At 61.5% G+C, this 13,837-nt stretch carries 12 protein-coding genes, 1 tRNA gene and 1 pseudogene; 11 read left to right on the plus strand and 3 right to left on the minus strand.

Features of this window, described 5'->3' with window-relative positions; genetic code table 11:
• The first annotated feature begins 131 nt into the window (after window positions 1-131).
• The 4 genes from pheS (at window position 132) to G3N61_RS24905 (ending at window position 4,605) form a co-directional block, all read left to right on the plus strand.
• Window positions 132-1,145, plus strand: a complete 1,014-nt coding sequence (gene pheS, locus G3N61_RS24890) for a phenylalanine--tRNA ligase subunit alpha (RefSeq protein WP_043182559.1) — start codon at window positions 132-134, stop codon at window positions 1,143-1,145.
• Between the two features lie 96 nt (window positions 1,146-1,241).
• Entirely contained in the window at window positions 1,242-3,671 is a 2,430-nt protein-coding gene (pheT, locus tag G3N61_RS24895) for a phenylalanine--tRNA ligase subunit beta (RefSeq protein WP_205823826.1), read from the plus strand.
• Between the two features lie 72 nt (window positions 3,672-3,743).
• The gene (locus G3N61_RS24900; protein ID WP_006486093.1) at window positions 3,744-4,130 is read left to right on the plus strand and encodes an integration host factor subunit alpha; all 387 of its coding nucleotides are present in this window, start codon (window positions 3,744-3,746) and stop codon (window positions 4,128-4,130) included.
• A gap of 61 nt (window positions 4,131-4,191) precedes the next feature.
• Window positions 4,192-4,605 carry a MerR family transcriptional regulator gene (locus tag G3N61_RS24905; protein ID WP_089450353.1) on the plus strand — a complete coding sequence of 138 codons (414 nt, stop codon included), beginning with the start codon at window positions 4,192-4,194 and terminating at the stop codon, window positions 4,603-4,605.
• 76 nt (window positions 4,606-4,681) lie between these two features.
• Here the strand turns inward: G3N61_RS24905 and G3N61_RS24910 are convergent, their stop codons facing one another.
• Together G3N61_RS24910 and G3N61_RS40120 are read right to left on the minus strand one after the other, a co-directional pair.
• On the minus strand, window positions 4,682-6,892 hold the full coding sequence (locus G3N61_RS24910) for a hypothetical protein (protein ID WP_205823827.1): 2,211 nt from the start codon (window positions 6,890-6,892) through the stop codon (window positions 4,682-4,684).
• A 344-nt stretch (window positions 6,893-7,236) separates the two neighbouring features.
• A complete protein-coding gene (locus G3N61_RS40120; RefSeq protein WP_277405119.1) occupies window positions 7,237-7,365 on the minus strand; it encodes a hypothetical protein in 129 nt (42 codons plus the stop codon).
• A gap of 141 nt (window positions 7,366-7,506) precedes the next feature.
• On the opposite strand from G3N61_RS40120, the gene G3N61_RS24915 reads away from it, so the two are divergent.
• Together G3N61_RS24915 and G3N61_RS24920 are read left to right on the plus strand one after the other, a co-directional pair.
• Window positions 7,507-8,220, plus strand: a complete 714-nt coding sequence (locus G3N61_RS24915; RefSeq protein WP_205823828.1) for a methyltransferase domain-containing protein — start codon at window positions 7,507-7,509, stop codon at window positions 8,218-8,220.
• A 165-nt stretch (window positions 8,221-8,385) separates the two neighbouring features.
• A tRNA-Pro gene (locus tag G3N61_RS24920) sits at window positions 8,386-8,462 on the plus strand.
• A 156-nt stretch (window positions 8,463-8,618) separates the two neighbouring features.
• Here the strand turns inward: G3N61_RS24920 and G3N61_RS24925 are convergent.
• Window positions 8,619-8,840, minus strand: a complete 222-nt coding sequence (locus tag G3N61_RS24925; RefSeq protein WP_205823829.1) for a hypothetical protein — start codon at window positions 8,838-8,840, stop codon at window positions 8,619-8,621.
• A gap of 286 nt (window positions 8,841-9,126) precedes the next feature.
• Between G3N61_RS24925 and G3N61_RS24930 the strand changes: the two genes are divergently transcribed.
• From G3N61_RS24930 to G3N61_RS24950, 5 genes and pseudogenes are all read left to right on the plus strand, one after another.
• Entirely contained in the window at window positions 9,127-10,062 is a 936-nt protein-coding gene (locus G3N61_RS24930; RefSeq protein WP_205823830.1) for a phosphatase PAP2 family protein, read from the plus strand.
• Between the two features lie 496 nt (window positions 10,063-10,558).
• Window positions 10,559-11,023: a hypothetical protein gene (locus G3N61_RS24935; RefSeq protein ID WP_205823831.1), complete on the plus strand. Its 465-nt coding sequence runs from the start codon at window positions 10,559-10,561 to the stop codon at window positions 11,021-11,023.
• Window positions 11,024-11,261: 238 nt separating this feature from the next.
• Window positions 11,262-11,414 (plus strand): PAAR domain-containing protein, encoded by a 153-nt coding sequence (locus G3N61_RS24940; RefSeq protein WP_241017893.1) that lies wholly within the window; start codon window positions 11,262-11,264, stop codon window positions 11,412-11,414.
• Window positions 11,415-11,885: 471 nt separating this feature from the next.
• Window positions 11,886-13,094 (plus strand): outer membrane protein assembly factor BamC, encoded by a 1,209-nt coding sequence (gene bamC / locus G3N61_RS24945; protein ID WP_043182564.1) that lies wholly within the window; start codon window positions 11,886-11,888, stop codon window positions 13,092-13,094.
• A gap of 113 nt (window positions 13,095-13,207) precedes the next feature.
• Window positions 13,208-13,737, plus strand: a pseudogene (locus G3N61_RS24950) (IS3 family transposase); the annotation flags it as partial.
• Window positions 13,738-13,837 lie beyond the last annotated feature (100 nt).

Below are 13,837 nucleotides of genomic sequence, written 5' to 3' on the forward strand. Positions count from 1 at the left end.
CGTGGTTAGTTGCAGCGACGTTCCGGTAGTCTCGGCCGCTGCAGCGAAAACGGGGCTCTTCCGAGCCCCTTTTTTGTTTGGTGGGCGATTTCGCTTGCCAAGACCGAATGACGTTGGAAATGATGGGATCTATGGATCTGGACCAGATTGTCGCCGACGCGCAGCAGTCCTTCGAACAGGCTGCCGACATCACCACGCTCGAAAACGAGAAAGCCCGATTTCTCGGCAAGTCGGGTGCGCTGACCGAGTTGCTGAAGGGCCTCGGCAAGCTCGATCCCGAAGCACGCAAGACCGAAGGCGCACGCATCAACGTCGTGAAGCAGCAGGTTGAAGCCGCGCTGACCGCGCGCCGTCAGGCACTCGCCGACGCGCTGCTGAACCAGCGCCTCGCCGCCGAGTCGATCGACGTGACGTTGCCGGGCCGCGGCGCCGGTGCAGGCAGCCTGCACCCCGTGATGCGCACGTGGGAGCGTGTCGAACAGATTTTCGGCTCGATCGGCTTCGATGTGGCCGACGGCCCCGAAATCGAGACTGACTGGTACAACTTCACGTCGCTGAACAGCCCGGAGAACCATCCGGCGCGTTCGATGCAGGACACCTTCTACGTCGAAGGCAAGGATGCCGACGGCCGCCAGCTGCTGCTGCGCACGCACACGAGCCCGATGCAGGTGCGTTACGCGCGCATGAACCGTCCGCCGATCAAGGTGATCGCGCCGGGCCGCACGTATCGCGTCGACAGCGATGCGACCCACTCGCCGATGTTCAATCAGGTCGAGGGGCTGTGGATCGACGAAAACATCAGCTTCGCCGACCTCAAGGGCGTCTATACCGACTTCCTGAAAAAATTCTTCGAGCGCGACGACATCCTCGTGCGCTTCCGTCCGTCGTATTTCCCGTTCACGGAACCGTCGGCCGAGATCGACATGATGTTCGAGCAAGGCAAGAACGCCGGCAAGTGGCTCGAAATCTCCGGTTCGGGGCAGGTGCATCCGACCGTGATTCGCAACATGGGCCTCGATCCCGAGCGCTACATCGGCTTCGCGTTCGGCAGCGGCCTCGAGCGCCTGACGATGCTGCGCTACGGCGTCCAGGATCTCCGGCTGTTCTTCGAGAACGACCTGCGTTTCCTGCGCCAGTTCGCGTAACGCCGCGCGCCGCGCCGACCTGTGCCCGTGCACGCCCCGACGGACGATCCGACGGGGCCCGGGCGTCGATCTAACCTGTTTCGAACGTAGACATCCATGCAATTCCCTGAATCCTGGTTGAGAACCTTTGTCGACCCGCAGCTGACGACCGACGAACTGTCGCACGCGCTGACGATGGCGGGGCTCGAAGTCGAATCGCTGAGCAAGGCTGCGCCGCCGACGTCGAAGATCGTCGTCGGCCGCGTGCTCGAAGTCGTCAAGCATCCGGATGCGGACAAGCTCAATGTCTGCCAGGTCGACGCCGGCACCGGCGCGACGCTGAATATCGTCTGCGGCGCACCGAACGTCGCGCCCGGCATCAAGGTACCGGTCGCGCTGGTCGGCGCGGAACTGCCGCCGGCAGAAGAGGGCGGCAAGCCGTTCGCGATCAAGCTGTCGAAGCTGCGCGGCGTGGAGAGCCAGGGGATGCTGTGCTCGGCGCGCGAACTGAAGCTGTCCGAGGATCACAGCGGCCTGCTGGTGCTGCCGGAAGACACGCCGGTCGGCCAGGACATTCGCGAGACGCTCAATCTCGACGACACGATCTTCGAAATCAAGCTGACGCCGAACAAGGCTGACTGCCTGTCCGTGTTCGGCATCGCCCGCGAGACGGCCGCGATCACCGGCGCGCCGCTGACGCCGGTCGACATCCGCCCGGTGCGCGTCGAGCTCGACGAAACGCTGCCGGTGCGCATTGCCGCGCCCGATCTGTGCGGCCGCTTCTCGGGTCGCGTGATCCGTGGCGTGAACGCGCATGCGAAGACCCCGCAGTGGATGGTCGAGCGCCTCGAGCGTTCCGGCCAGCGCAGCGTGTCGGCGCTCGTCGACATCTCGAACTACGTGATGTTCGAGCTCGGCCGCCCGTCGCACGTGTTCGATCTCGACAAGATCCACGGCGGTATCGAGGTGCGCTGGGGCAAGCGCGGCGAATCGCTGAAGCTGCTCAATGGCAACACCGTCGAACTCGACGAAACGGTCGGCGTGATTTCGGACGACCGCCAGGTCGAAAGCCTGGCCGGCATCATGGGCGGCGACAGCACGGCCGTTACGCTCGATACGACCAACATCTACCTGGAAGCCGCATTCTGGTGGCCGGACAGCATCCGCGGCCGTGCGCGCAAGTACAACTTCTCGACCGATGCGGCTCATCGCTTCGAGCGCGGCGTCGACTACGCGACGACCGTCGAGCACGTCGAGCGCATCACGCAACTGATTCTCGAGATCTGCGGCGGCAAGGCCGGCCCGGTCGACGATCAGTCCGTGAACCTGCCGCAACGCGCGCCGGTGAAGATGCGCGTGTCGCGCGCGAACCGCATCATCGGCGTGCAGATCGGTGGCGACGAGATCGCCAGCATCTTCACGCGCCTTGGCCTGCCGTTCGAGCGTGAAGACGATGCGTTCCTCGTCACGCCGCCGTCGCATCGCTTCGACATCGAGATCGAAGAAGATCTGATCGAGGAAGTGGCGCGCATCTACGGCTTCGAGAAGATCCCGGCGCGTCCGCCGGTCGCGACGAGCGAAATGCGCGCGACCAACGAAACGCGTCGCTCGATCCACGACATTCGTCACGCGCTCGCCGCGCGCGACTACGCGGAAACCGTCAACTTCAGTTTCGTCGATGCGGAGTGGGAGCAGGATTTCGCGGGCAACGATCAACCGATCCGCTTGCTGAACCCGATCGCGAGCCAGCTGTCGGTGATGCGCACGACGCTGTTCGGCAGCCTGATCTCCGTGCTGCGCCACAACCTGAACCGCCGTGCAGATCGCGTGCGCGTGTTCGAGGCCGGCCGCGTGTTCCTCACCGATGCGTCGGCGAAGGCCGGTGAGCTGACGGTCGAGGGCTATGTGCAGCCGAAGCGTGTCGGTGCGCTTGCCTACGGTCCGGCGCTCGACGAGCAGTGGGGCGTCGCGACCCGCGCGGTCGATTTCTTCGACGTGAAGGGCGATCTCGAGGCGCTGTTCGCGCCTGCCGCTGCACGGTTCGTGAAGGCGGAGCATCCGGCCCTCCATCCGGGCCGCAGCGCGCGCATCGAAGTCGACGGCCGTGCGGTCGGCTGGATCGGCGAACTGCACCCGCGCCTGATGCAGAAATACGAGCTGCCGCACGCGCCGGTGATGTTCGAGGTCGATGCGGATGCGCTGATTGCGCGTGCGTTGCCCGCGCCGACCGATGTGTCGAAATTCCCGCCGGTTCGTCGCGATATCGCCGTGGTCGTCGATCAGGCGGTCGAGGTTCAGGCACTTTTCGACGAAATGAAGAAGGCGCTTGCCGAAGAGGCCTGCCGATTCGTTCAGAAGGTTGTACTCTTCGACGAATTTCGTGCAAAATCAAATACTTCCGGTGGTCTTGCCGCGCACGAGAAGAGCCTTGCCTTCCGCGTGACGCTGCAGGACGCGGCTGGCACGCTACAGGATGAGGTCGTCGATCAGGCGATCCAGACGCTGGTCGAGCGGATGGCTCGTGCTGGTGCGCGCCTGCGCGGCTAAGGAGAAGGTCCGCCCGCTCGCGGGCGGCTTTTTCCGATCGTAAGTTTTGATTTAACGCGCTGTATGGCAGATATGAACGACATGACCTCGAGTGAATTCGAAGCCCTCCTGACGGCGCAACGCAGCGCCATGAACCGCGACGCTTCGGCGCCGGCGTCCACCGAGACGCCCACGCTGACGAAGGCGGAACTGGCGGAGCTGCTGTTCGATAGCGTCGGGCTGAACAAGCGTGAAGCGAAGGACATGGTCGAGGCGTTTTTCGAAGTGATCCGCGACGCGCTCGAAAACGGCGAAAGCGTCAAGCTGTCGGGGTTCGGCAATTTCCAGTTGCGCGACAAGCCGCAGCGTCCGGGCCGCAATCCGAAGACGGGCGAGGCGATTCCGATCGCGGCCCGCCGGGTGGTAACCTTCCACGCGAGCCAGAAGCTGAAGGCGCTGGTCGAAAACGGCGCGGAGTAAGCCCCGCGCGCTGACGTCCCCGCGCGGCCGCCGCGCACCCTTTACCGACGGTTAACCGACGATGACCACTACGGTTGAGAAAGTCGTCTTGCCTCCGATTCCCGCGAAGCGCTACTTCACGATCGGTGAAGTCAGCGAACTGTGCGGGGTCAAGCCGCATGTGCTGCGTTATTGGGAACAGGAATTTACTCAACTGCGGCCGGTGAAGCGGCGCGGCAATCGTCGGTATTACCAGCACCACGAAGTGCTGCTGATCCGGCGGATTCGCGAGTTGCTGTACGAGCAGGGATTCACGATCAACGGCGCGCGCAACCGGCTCGATTCGCCGGGCGGCGAGCGAGGTGCGGCGGCACCGGTCGAACCCGACGTGCAGGCCGCCGATGCGCGCGTGTCGGCCAAGCCGGGCGTAACGGTCGACGTCACTGCGTTGCGGCAGGCGCTGCTCGATGTGATCGACGGACTGAAGCACGACTGAGCGCGAACGAGATGAAACAAAAAGCCCGGTTGGCGATGTGCCAACCGGGCTTTTTCATGGGCGTCGCCCATGCGCATCAACGCGACGCGAGCGGATTCTTTTGCCCCATGTCGACGACCAGCGTGCCGTCCGGCAGCATCCGCACCGAGCCTTGCGCGACCTGGCTGCGGTAGCCGTACAGGTCGAAACGCATCGGGCCGGCCTCGGCCGAATTCCGGATCAGCGCGCGCACGTTCAGTTCGAGCACGTTGAACATCTTCATGTCGCCGCCTTCCATCCACATGTAGCTCGGCGCATCGATCTGCGGCCGTTGCGGTGCGGGCGCGCCCGCCAGGCGCCTGAACGTGAGGCGCAGTCCGTCCCGCTCGACCGTTGCCTGTCCGAGCTTGCCGTTCAGCATGGGAGGCGGGAACACGGTGTACTGGTCGAGCACGAGCGTGTCGCCGCGCAGTTCCGCGCCGCGCCGCTGCAATGGCGTCAGCGAAGCGAGCTCGATGCCGAGCGAACGCAGCAGCTTCGCCTGCGGGATGCCGAGCACCGACACCTGGGACGGGTTGAACGCGAGGTGCCGGTCGTCGAGCACGGACAGCGAGCCCTTCATGTCGGTCGGCAACCAGACGCCCGGCACATGATTCCACAGCTTGATGCCGCCCTGGACGCGCAGGTTCGTGCCGTCCGCGCTCAGTTGCAGGTCGTTCAGCGAACGCGGCGCGTAATCGAGCAGATAGTTGTTGAAGAGCGCGGACATCGCCTTCCACGACTCGACGACCGTGCCGCCGAGAATCCGGATGTCGTACTGGTTCGGATCGTCGAGGTCGACGGGTTCGCCGGGCCGCTTCGATACGAGTTCGACGTCGAGATCCTCGACGTGAAAGCCGATATCGCCGGACAGGTTGAAGTCGACGTTGCGCAGATGGATCGTCGGGTTGCGGTTCGACACGTGCCGTTCGTTGAACGGCGTGGTCGACGTGCGCCGCATCGCGACCTTCTGCATGCCGGGGTGAACGGTGTTCGCTGCGAGTGCGTAGGCTTCCCAGTGCTGGCGTATGTCGCGCAGCGCATTCTGCTGCGCGGCGAGGAAGCTGTCGTTCAGGCGCGCGGCCGCGTTGCCGAGCAGCGCGCCGCTGGCCGGGCCCGCGTACGAAGGCATCCGGATCGCCATCGCACCGTTTTCGTCGAAATTGAAGTAGCCGGCCGAGACCTGGTCGCGATAGTGATACAGGTCGAACACGAAAGTCTGGTCGTGCTTCGCCGGATCGACCGGACCGATCAGGATGTCCGCGTTCATCGGCATCGAGCGCATGAACTTCACGTCGCCGCCGCGAATGTACATCGCTTGCTGCGGTGCGTTCGCGGGCATCGCGAAGCCGGCATGCGTGCCGTCGTCGAGCTTCAGGTCGAGGCCGGCCGGCGTTACGCGCAGCGCGGTGATCGTGAGCTTCAGGCGCGGCGGCGGCATCAGCTTGTCGACCGACATCACGAGATCGTCGCCGGCGAGCTGCGCGATCGGCGTCTGGACTTTCAGCAGGTCGGCCATCTTCACGTTGGCCGCGCGCATCACCGGCTGCGCGTTGATGCCCGAGACGCGCACGCCCGTCGGATGGAACACGAGCTGGCTGCCGTCGCGGATCGCGAGCGTGCCGGTCAGCGAGAACGGCACCCAGCCGTCGCGCTGCATCTCGCCTTGCAGGTGAATCACGCCGTCGCCGGCCGACACGGCGAGCTTGCGCAGCGGCGCGTTGCGATAGCCGAAGATGTAGGTGTTGAAGAGGGCGGTCAGCTTCGCGTTGTCGAGCGTGACCGTGCCTTCATGCACGTCGATCTCGAAACTCGTCGGATCGTCGAACACGATCGGCGCACCGGCCTGCGTCGGCACGAGTGTGGCTGACAACTGATGGATGAAGAAGCCGAGGTTGTTGACGATGCGGAAGTCGACATCGCGCAGGAACGTCATCGCGCCATTCTGGCCCGAGTCGCGTAGCGTGAACGGGCGCGGCTGCGTGAGGTTGATCGATGCGAGCGACGGTACGGTGCGAGCGACCTGCTGCTCGCGGGCGAGGCGTTCGGCTTTCGCGCGTTCGATTTTGGTCGACGCGACCGATGTGTTGCCGTCGCGCTGCGCGGACGATTCCGCGCAACCGGCACACAGCAGCGCGAGCGCCAGCACACCGCAGCCGAACACGCGGGATGGCTTGGGCGAGATGGGGCGGGCCGCGCGATGCGGGCCGGAAATCCAGTCGAAAATTGCCAAAGGCGAGCGATGGCCGCGCCGGACCGCATTCCGCATCGTCTGTCTCCATGTCTTGTCGTGATCGACGGCAGCGCGCGCCATTGCACGGCGCGAGCGTCGATGCCGTGCAGTGTGGCATAGCGTGCTAGAGCGGCGTTACCAAACAACGGCCGCCCGGGCAGGGCAGGCCGGCGGGCTGCGGGGCAACGGATTCGGGGTGGTGGGGCGGCCAGATCAAACGGTCGTTTGGTTTGCGCGGCCGGTCGTCGGCGGATGTTTCCGCGCCCGGACAAATTCGCTCCAGCCTTGACCAGTGCGGGTTTCGCCGGATACGAGGTTGGGGGGCGGTGCGGTCGAAGCACGGATGCGATCCGGCCCCGACGCAGTGGCCCGCGGGCCAATCAGGTCATCATGTGCTGCCGCATCGGGTTCAGCGGCACTTGGTCGAGTTGCCGGCCGTTCGCGATATACGACGTCATCGAGCCGTACGAGGCGATGAGCGGGTTAGCGATTTGCGGCGAACCGGCCATCGTCATTTTCGATTCGGGCGGAGTGCGGGTTGCCGGAGTTGGCAGCGCGTCGGGACGGATAGGAGCGGTGGCGCCGGCAAGGTAAGATCGGCATCAGTGGCTGTATCGACCAAAGCACAGTAGCCATCACGGGGAAACGTCATGGATCTCAAGGAAGTCGACGTATTGGGTGCGGGCGTGGGCGATCACTGGTACTACGCGTCGAAGGCGAGTGCGATCCGTCGATTCCTGGGGGCGCCGGGCGCGAACCGGATACTCGATGTCGGTGCAGGCTCCGGCTTCTTCTCGAAGCACTTGCTCGAGCGTACGCAGGCGTCGGAGGCGTGGTGTGTCGATACGAGTTACGCCGACGATACCGACGGCGAGGCGGCTGGCAAGCCCATCCACTTCCGGCGATCCGTTGATCGATTCGACGCCGATCTCGTGTTGCTGATGGACGTGCTCGAGCATGTCGACGACGATGTCGACCTGCTGATGCAATACGTAAAGGGCGCGTCGTCGGGCAGCCGGTTCCTGATTACGGTTCCCGCGTTCCAGTTCCTCTGGAGCGGCCATGACGATTTTCTCGAGCACAAGCGCCGATATACGCTCGGCAGTCTCGAGGACGTGGTGCGTCGCGCGGGGCTCGACGTCGAGCACGGCGCCTACTATTTCGGTCTCACGTTTCCACTTGCGGCTGCGTTGCGGCTCGGCGAGCGGGCGCGTCGGCATCCGCGCGAGCCGGTATCGCAATTGCGCCGTCACCATCCGGTCGTCAACGGCCTGCTCAAGACGATCTGCCGGATCGAGTTGCCGATGTTCCGCTTCAACCGCGTCGCCGGCCTGACGGTCATCTGTGTCGCGCGCAAGCAGTGATGGGATGCGGGTCCGTGCGGGCCGTGCGGGCCGTGCGCAAGTCGCCAGGCCATGCGCGTCGTTGCTTGCATCGGCGCTGTCGCGCAAAAAAATTCACAAGAACATTCACAAAATGCATGCGACCCGTTCTAAATCGGGAAACCGTCTGTTATACTTTCTTTCTTTCGGGGCGTAGCGCAGCCTGGTAGCGTACCTGCATGGGGTGCAGGTGGTCGGAGGTTCAAATCCTCTCGCCCCGACCAGACAAGAACCCGCACAGCGTAATGCTGTGCGGGTTTTTTATTTGGTGCTCACTTTTTGGGCAAATTAGAGACCATATTGGAGAATCTCTAATATCGGGCTGCATCCTATGCCGATTTCGGCATCGGCAGGGGCGGGACGACATTCGATCGCGGCACCTAGGGCGACTTGATGTAGGGCTTGGTCGTCGCGGTGTCGGTGTGAGCGCCGGCGATGCGCAGTTCCTCAATCGCGTAGCTGGCCGGCTTCGCGTCCGTCAGCGCCTTTGCGCGGATATCTTTGATCGACGCGTCAAACTTTTCGACGCGCTCGATGGCGCCATCCCATGCGTCGCAGTAAACCTGGTTCGTCTTCGGATTACCTTTCTTGCACCTGATCACGAACGAGGCGACGCACGTCGCGTTCGACAGTCTGAATGGGGTAACGATTGTGCGAGTGCCAACCGACTACGCGGGTTCCTTCGATCGACGCATGGCGGTCGTGGCGCGGCAACGCCATCTACAACGATGGATATACCGTAACCGCTTTCGCTCCGGGTGCCGGTCCCGCGATGACTGATTCGATGGAGCCCATGACAAACGGCCAGTGAAATTTTTTGCAGGACGTGATTGAATATGTGCCAACAGGACGGACCCACCGTCAATAACAATTATGGCCGGGGAAAATATGAAAATGAGAGTATTGGGGGCGTTTTCGGTTGCGTGGATTCTGACGGTTGTAATGTTTGCTGTCGATTTCGCGACCATGGGCCGGTTTGGGCTATCCATCATTCCTGAGTGGTATCTTCAATCGGTCGAGACATGCCTCATGACACTGCTAATTTGCGGTGTCCTGGTCGGTATCGGACGTATCCCGCGATACCGGATAGTTGCCGAGAAACTTCGCTGCCAGGATATCGCGCTTTCGATCCTTTGCTTTCGGATTATCGCGATGTATGGGCAGTCTGTAGCGGTTGCGACGTATATCGGAGCGGCCGTCGGCCGTCCCGAGGTTCAGGATGCGCTTCTGGCGTGGGAGCAATCATTTGGATTCGATTGGTTGAAAGCCTATCAATGGATCGTCCGCTCCAATATTCTTCAGCAGGTGCTTGAGTTTGCATATCGAAGCATGGCATATCAGATGGTTTTATTGTGCTTCTTGTTCGGAATATTGCGTCGTAGGCAAGAGCTTTGCGAGATGATGTTGATATTCGTGATTTCGCTGCTATTCGTGGTTGCGATTTCGACATGGTATCCGGCGGCGAGTGCGTTCCCGCATTTCGGTATTAACGATTCGGGGCCGGCATCTCATCTTTCGGATTACTTCAGTGCGAGAAGTGGTGCGCCCATGGTAATGAATCCTATGGCGATGCAGGGAATCGTTTCGCTGCCGTCATTTCACGCGGTCGTCGCGCTGATGTTGATCTTTGTCACGCGTAACCTGCGCTTCATTTTTCCCGTCGCGCTCACGCTGAATTTTGTAATGTTGGTATCGACGTTCTCGGTAGGTGGCCATTACCTGGCAGATATCGGTGCCGGCGTGATCGTGGGTATCGTGACCATATGGCTGGTGCGTCGCTGGTTCTCGGTATATGAAACGGTGCAACGGCCGATCCTGACGTAATCTCCTACCTGCTGCAGCCAGACACGTGCGCGATCAAATGATTCGCGCACGACGCATTTCTTGCCGTGACAGGTGATGGCACGTTTGAGCGGCCGCAGGGGCCACCGAGGGCATCTTGGGTTCCTCGTGTACAGGGAACTGCGCGGAGCGTCCTCTAATGTTGACATCTGTGTTTCCCGGGATGCCGTGTCGCTTCGTGCCTGTTTTTTATGCAATTGATTAGAGGTGGAAGCGAACATGAGTAGACGCCATTGGGCGCCAACCGGTTGAAATCCAGTCGCATCACGGTCGCGTCTGACGGCTACAACACCGACTGGGCTCGGTGGTAGGTCGCAAGGAAACGCATGTTGTGGGCATGAGTGCCGTGGCTTGCAGCGTTATGGTAGCGGTCATATCCACGGTCTTTTACTGAGTTTTCCCTGGAAACTCCAGGGGTGGCGTTTCAGTCTGTCGAATACGTGCATCACCTGTTCGGTAGCTTGCCTGGACAATGGAAATGAATCTCAAGTATGAAATTATTTATGCTATCTCGGCTGTAATTTGTTTGGTGTTTGTCTTTGTTGGGCGAGAGAATTTTGTAAATTTTTTGATCGGAGCGCCAAGAAGCGAGATAGAAATTTCGACGCTCAAGATGGAGTTTGGCAAGATAAAAGTCCGTAATGGAGATAATTGGAGTTCTTTCCCGCAATCGTTCGAGAAAAATTCGATCAACGCTGTGAGTGGTCATTTTCAGTCGAGCGCTGGCGTAAATGATGTCTTGGGCTATTGCAGAGCGACTTTGCCTGGGTTGGGCTGGATCGAATCTGGTGAGAAGGATAAATATGGCGAGAAAACCGTTAAATTCTGCAAGGGCGGGATGAGTCTTAACATCGTTGCCTCGCGTGATGCTGCTGGGGTTGATTACTACGTGGGGGTGGCATGGGCGGCATCGAAGGGGCTTGATGCATATTGTCCGCAATAAAGTAAGCGATTTTTGGAAAATTAATGGCATTGGCTGCGCTGAATTCTGGTAAGCCGTCAAAAATTTCCATGTTGAGCAAATTGTTTGTGTTCGTATATCTCGCATCTGGCGACGGAAGATATTGCTGCTGTGAAAGCCATTGTTCGTAAAGGTGACTCTACAAATCACGGTGGTATTGCGCTCGAAGCTGCTGGCCATGCGAACCCGGATGGCATGGCCTGCGATCTGTGCCGGTCACATGGTTTCGTGCCCCAAATGCGGCGACTCCTATCCGATTGTCGAAGGGGCGAACCGGTGCGCGATAGATGGCGGCGCCGTGGCGCTGGATGGCATGAGGACGGCTTGTGGGGCCAAATCAAAGCGGGTGACGCCAATGGATCCGGAGCAGTAATCGATACGACCGGGCGCGGTGACAAGGTGATTTCGAGAGGAGTCCATCGTCGACCCGAGGTGCGACAGAGGTTCTCATTGCACGCAAGGAGAACCGCGGACTCCGCCTACTTTGAACGCCACGCCTGCTTGAGATTGTCGAGGGCTTGAATGGGGGGATTTCGGGCCGCCGATGACGCTCGAGGGCCACAAGACGACCATCGATGAGAGGACGTCCCGTGCCAAGGTGTGCGACTCCGTGTCAATTGCCATGACGGCCTCGACCGCCGCACCGCCCGGAGAGCCTTGTCCCAACGAGGGTTTGTGAGGTTCGAATCCTCTCGTCCCGACCAGACAAGAACCCGCGTCAGCTCAGGCTGACGCGGGTTTTTTCTTGCCGGTCGCTTTTTTGCACATCGCGGCGCGGCCCCGGTAAAATGCAGGGTTGATCCACGGAAAGCGCCGTGATTTAGCGGAAGAGGATTCCCCGAACATGACTGATCTTCGTCTTACCATGCGGTTCGCTGCAGTGCTCGCCACCGGCGCGCTCGTCGCCGGTTGCGGTACGTCGTCGCCCACGAAAGTGGACTACAAGAGCGATTCGAAATCGAAGGAAGCGTCGCTCGCAGTGCCGCCCAACATGCTCGACGAGACGGCCGATCAGCGTTCGCTGCCGCCCCAGGGCGGCGCGACTTCCCTGTCCGCGCTTCACCAGGTCCAGCAGGCGGCGCCTGCACTGGATACGGTCGCTCCGGCCGTGGCCGGCATGCATATCCAGCGCGACGGCACCGAGAGCTGGCTCGTGATCGACGGCAAGTTGCCGGCCGATGTCTGGCCGCAGGTCCGCCGCTTCTGGCAGGAGCAGGGCTTCCTGCTCGTCGTCGACCAGCGCGACAAGGGCGTGATGGAAACCGACTGGAACGAAACCCATCCGCAGATCAACGACGGCCTGATCCGTAGCGTGATCTCGAAGGCGATGGGCAACTCGTACGTGACGGCCGAGCGTAACAAGTACCGCACGCGTCTCGATTCGGCACCGAATGGCGGCACTTACGTGTTCATCAGCCAGAAGGGCATGCGCGAAGCGATCACGGGCGCGAACAACGATTCGAGCAAGTGGGAACCGAAGCCGAACGATCCGGCGCTCGAGACCGAATACCTGAAGCGGTTGATGGCCGTGCTCGCACAGAACGAGCAGCGCGCGAAGAACGGCGAGCCGCCGATCGCGAACATCAAGGACAACACGGTAGCGAAGGACAAGAAGGCCGACACCGACGCATCGTCGAAGGCGGCTGCAGCGATTGCCGCGCAAAACGTCACCCGCACGTCGGCGCAGGGTAACGATGCGGCCGACGCCGCCGTGCCGTCGGAGGTCACGCTCGGCGAGCCGTACGACCGGTCGTGGCTGCACGTCGGTCTCGCGCTCGATCGTGCGAACTTCACGGTTGACGATCGCGATCGGACGAAGGGCCTGTATTTCGTGCGCTACGTCGATCCGAAGGATCTGAGTTCGGCCGAGCAGGGCTTCTGGAGCCAGCTGTTCCACGGCAAGAAGGAAAAGCAGGCGAAGCAGTACCGTGTCAACGTGAAGGCGCTCACGGCCGACCAGACCCGCGTTGCGGTCGTCGACGATTCGGGTTCGGTCGACACGTCGTCGGCGGCTCGTCAGATCATGGGGCTGCTCGTGAATCAGCTTCGCTGATTTCGACGTTTCTCCGCACCCGTGAAAAGCCCGCCACATGGCGGGCTTTTTTCATGGCCGTGACCCATCCTGAAATAGGTTGACACTTTTTCGCTGAGGCGAGGAGGTGCCAGATGGAGCAAGGGATCAAGCGGACGCAGCGGGACTACAGCCTGGCTTTTAAGCTGTCGGTGGTGGTACAAGTCGAAAAAGGCGATCTGACTTACAAAGAGGCGCAGCGACGCTACGGCATTCAGGGCCGCTCGACGGTGCTGGTATGGTTACGTAAGCACGGCTTGCAGGATTGGGCCGATCCATCCGGTCGTGCGCGATCAGGTTCCACCATGCCGAAGCAAGATTCGAAACCGCTCACACCGGAGCAGCGCATCAAGGAGTTGGAGACGCAGTTGCGAGAAGCGCAGGAGAAAGCCGCGCTGTTCGAGGCGGTGATCGACGTGATGCGCAAGGACTACGGGATCACCGTAAAAAAGCCTTCGGGCAGGTCGTCACGCAAAGGCGGGTCGAAAAGCTGAGCGTCGAGCGGGCCTGCCGATACATGGGCATCAGCCGCCAAGCGTATTACAAGCGTTGCCAAAGCGAGGCTCGTCGCTGCTCGCAAGCCGAGACCGTCACCTCGCGGGGGTGTCAGGATTTCCGTGTTCAAGGCGGGTTGAGATTCACACGGATGGTCGAACGAATCGATCCTCGTAAAGGATGGCGAACTGGTTCATAGCCGCCTTCCAGTCATGAGCAGCACGCCCCCA

Origin of the sequence: Burkholderia sp. Ac-20349 (genome assembly GCF_017104865.1) — a bacterium.
Taxonomy (GTDB): domain Bacteria; phylum Pseudomonadota; class Gammaproteobacteria; order Burkholderiales; family Burkholderiaceae; genus Burkholderia; species Burkholderia aenigmatica.